Annotated in this window: 2 protein-coding genes; both read left to right on the forward strand. The window is 73.7% G+C overall.

Annotated elements, in window-relative coordinates; translation table 11 throughout:
- The first annotated feature begins 318 nt into the window (after positions 1-318).
- On the forward strand, positions 319-711 hold the full coding sequence (locus tag J0670_RS33850; RefSeq protein WP_207816146.1) for a hypothetical protein: 393 nt from the start codon (positions 319-321) through the stop codon (positions 709-711).
- 5 nt (positions 712-716) lie between these two features.
- Complete coding sequence (locus J0670_RS33855; protein WP_307806811.1) at positions 717-3,182, forward strand: DUF4132 domain-containing protein; 2,466 nt, start codon at positions 717-719, stop codon at positions 3,180-3,182.
- Positions 3,183-3,227: the final 45 nt, after the last annotated feature.

The following is a 3,227-nucleotide window of genomic DNA, read 5'->3' on the forward strand; positions in this document are numbered from 1 at the left end:
TCCTCGGGTTCGGGTGGCGACGGCCGGGTGCGGGTGGGTGGTTCTGGTGAGGAGGACCGCGCGGCCGGTCGGGCCGTTCCGTCGGGCCGGCCACCAGGACAGTGCTGTGACACGGAGGGGCGGGCGCGGGGCGCGCCGCTGCCCGGTTCGGGCCCGTCGGGCCTGGCAGGACGCCGGTTCGCGGTGCCCGGTGCGGGCCCGGCGGGGCCGGCGTCCGCTGGGACGGATCCGTGACGCGATGGATCTTGACCGTGGACGGTCCGGGCCTCGGGGGCTCCGGCGGTGGCGATGTCACCGGGGGGCCGTACTGTCCATGGCATGGGAATCGTGACGTTCGTCGACGAGACGACGGCGGGGCACCGGAGCGACGGGTGGGGGCTGGAGGTCGCGGAGGAGCGGCTCACCGTGGGTGAGCTGATCCGGCGCAGGGTCTTCCAGGAGGTCGCGGAGTACAACGCGCGGACGCCGGAGGTGTTCCGCGGGCTGGTGCAGCCGCAGGACGCGGAGCGGGTGCTGAACGGGTACGCGCTGCGCACGCCTCGGCGGATCGACCCCGAGGCGCAGACGGAGCTGGCGCTCGCGGCGTTCGCGGGCAACGGCTTCCTCGTGCTGGTGGGGGACCGGCAGGTCGCCGACCCGGAGGAGGAGGTCGAGCTGGTGCTCGGCACCGAGGTGACGTTCCTGAAGCTCGTGCCGTTGGTGGGGGGCTGAGGACGGTGCAGTTCCACGAGATCATGGAGTTGCTCCGGCGGCGCGCGGTCGCGCCGGCGGAGCTGGAGGGGATCGCCGACGGGCTGGTGGAGCTGGCGGCGAGTGACGACGAGACGTGGTCCGGTGTGTGGGACGCCGTGCTCGCCGAGGTGCGCAGGATGCCGCCGGAGGCCAGGGGCGCGCTCACCGACGCCCTGGCGGCGCGCCTTCCCGCGGAGGGGACGGGCGTGGCCCGCGGCAATGTGCTGGGCCTGGTCGCCGTCATCGAGCGGACCCTGCCCGGTCGGCCCGGCAAGTGGTCGGCGGAGCGCGGGAAGGTGCTCGGCGAGGTCGGCCGACAGCACAGCCTGTGGTTCGGGAAGCGCTACCTCACCCTCGCCGAGGCCGAGTTCGAGGACGGCCGTCCGTTCGCCCCCGAGGTCGTGGCCACCCTCCGGCGTTCGGCGATGGACGCCTACGGTGACGACAGGCTCCGCGCGCTCGCGCGGCAGCTCACCGAACCCGTCCTCAACGTCGGCGAGGAGTGGACCGAGCGGGCGATGCGGGAGGCCGAGGACGTGCCCGTGCTGCAGGCCCTGCTGCGGCACGCGACCACCGCCACGGCCGCCAGGCCCACCCGGGCGTGGGAGCGGCAGGCGGGCGCGCTGGTCGAGCAGCTGGGCGCGGAGCGGGTGCGGGCCATCGTGGTGCCCTGGCTCGCGCTGGTCGGGCGGCGGACGTTCGAGCTGGAGCACCAGGAGTGGGAGCCCGACGTCAACGCCGCGTTCGACCCGTACAACGCCAACGCCCTGCGCGGGCTGACGTGGGTGCTCGGGATGCTGCCCGCCCACCCGGACGCCGTGCGGGCGCTCGGGGCGCTGGTCGAGAGTTCGCTCCGGAAGGCGTCCGGGCTCGGCCCGCGCAGTCCGAAGACCGCCAACGCCGCCGTGGGCGCGCTCGCGCGACTCGACGGGGAGCCGGTTCTCGCCGAACTCGCCCGGCTGGCCACCCGGGTGACGTACAAGCCCGTGCTCAGGCTGATCGAGTCCGTGCTGGAGCAGCGGGCCGAGGAGCTCGGTCTCTCCCGCGAGGAGATGGAGGAACTCGCCGTCTCCGACTACGGGTTGACCGAGGTCGGGCGCACGGAGCGACAACTGGGCGACTTCACGGCGGTGGTGGAGGTCCGGGGCGTCAAGGCCGCACTGGGATGGCGCAGTTCGGCGGGCAAGGTCGTGAAGAGCGTGCCGGCCGCCGTCAAGCGCGATCACGCCGAGGAGCTCAAGGAGCTGAAGGCGGCGGTCAAGGACGCCGACAAGATGCTCTCCGCGCAGAGCGAGCGCCTGGACCGCCAGTTCCTCGCCGACCGCGTCTGGCCGTACGCCGGTTGGCGCGAGCGGGTCCTCGACCACCCGCTGGTGGGGACGCTGGCGCGGCGGCTGCTGTGGACGGTGGACGGGACGGCCGTCGGGTTCGCCGACGGCGAGCTGCGCACGCTCACCGACGACCCGGTGCGGGAGGGCGGCGAGGTCCGGCTCTGGCATCCGGTGGGGTGCGGGTCCGCCGAGATCGTGGCCTGGCGCGACTGGCTGGAGCGGCACGCGATCACCCAGCCGTTCAAGCAGGCGCACCGCGAGGTGTACTTGCTGACCGACGCCGAGCGGGCGACGGGCACGTACTCCAACCGGTTCGCCGGGCACGTCCTGCGCCAGCACCAGTTCAGCTCCCTCGCGGCCGTCCGGGGTTGGCGCAACAAGCTGCGGCTGATGGTCGACGACTCGGCCCCGCCGGCCACCCGGGAGCTGCCGCAGTGGGGGCTGCGCGCCGAGTACTGGGTCCACGGGGAGGGTCACGCCTTCGGCGCCGACACCACCGACTCCGGCAGCTTCCTGCGGCTGAGCACCGACCAGGTCCGCTTCTACCCGATCGACGCCCCGCAGAACTGGGCGGCCTGCTACGGCAGCGACTACCGGATGCGGCCGTCCGGCGGCGCCGCGCCGGTGGAGCCGCTGTCGATCGCCGACGTCCCGCCGCTCGTCCTGTCCGAAGTCCTGCGCGACGTCGACCTGTTCGTGGGCGTGGCCAGCGTCGGCAACGACCCGACCTGGCAGGACGGCGGGCCCGAGGGCCGCTACCAGGAGTACTGGACCTCGTACGGCTTCGGCGAGCTGAGCCAGAGCGCGGAGACCCGCCGGGTGCTGCTGGAGCGGCTGGTCCCCCGGCTGGCGATCGCCGACCGCTGCACCGTCGAGGGCCGCTTCCTCCACGTGACGGGCTCGCGCCGCACGTACAAGATCCACCTCGGCTCGGGGAACATCCTGATGACGCCGAACGACCAGTACCTGTGCATCGTCCCCAAGGCCGACCCGGCCGCGCCGCAGGCCGGTTACCTGCCCTTCGAGGGTGACCGCATGACGGCGGTGATCCTCAGCAAGGCGGTGCTGCTGGCCGACGACGCGAGGATCACGGACCCGACGATCCTCAGCCAGCTGTAGGGCCCTACGGCCGGCCCACGGCCGGTGGCGAAGGGGAGGAGGAGG

The organism is Streptomyces sp. FH025, assembly GCF_017427025.1.
In the GTDB taxonomy this organism is placed as follows: Bacteria; Actinomycetota; Actinomycetes; order Streptomycetales; family Streptomycetaceae; genus Kitasatospora.

Coding starts and splice junctions, on each gene's coding strand:
- J0670_RS33850 (WP_207816146.1), top strand. CDS start 319: ATGGGAATCGTGACGTTCGTCGACGAGACGACGGCGGGGCACCGGAGC.